The sequence below is a fragment of the Neisseria sp. P0001.S005 genome, assembly GCF_051963715.1.
Genome location: NZ_JBQCTZ010000606.1, coordinates 1 through 450 on the forward strand (window position 1 = coordinate 1; position 450 = coordinate 450).

General features: G+C 45.1%; 1 protein-coding gene. It reads right to left on the bottom strand.

Translation table 11 applies throughout. The features are described 5' to 3' along the window. Positions 1-8 precede the first annotated feature (8 nt). On the bottom strand, positions 9-380 hold the full coding sequence (gene rpsL, locus ACTHSP_RS21950) for a 30S ribosomal protein S12 (protein WP_002218431.1): 372 nt from the start codon (positions 378-380) through the stop codon (positions 9-11). Positions 381-450 lie beyond the last annotated feature (70 nt).

The following is a 450-nucleotide window of genomic DNA, read 5'->3' on the forward strand; positions in this document are numbered from 1 at the left end:
CCCGATAATTATTTAGGACGCTTAGCACCGTATTTAGAACGGGCTTGTTTACGGTCTTTAACACCTGCAGTATCCAAAGAACCGCGTACAGTGTGGTAACGTACACCTGGCAAGTCTTTTACACGACCGCCGCGAATCAATACGACGCTGTGCTCTTGCAGGTTGTGACCTTCACCGCCGATGTATGAAATTACTTCAAAACCGTTGGTCAGGCGAACTTTACATACTTTACGCAATGCAGAGTTAGGTTTTTTAGGGGTAGTTGTGTATACACGGGTGCACACGCCACGTTTTTGCGGGCAAGCTTCCAGTGCAGGCACTTTGTTTACGTACACAGGCTTTTGACGGCCTTTGCGTACCAATTGGTTAATAGTTGGCATATTTTCTCGTCCTGTTGAGTTAAATACTTGCCGACACCATGTCGACAAGATTGGAATTATATTTTTATTG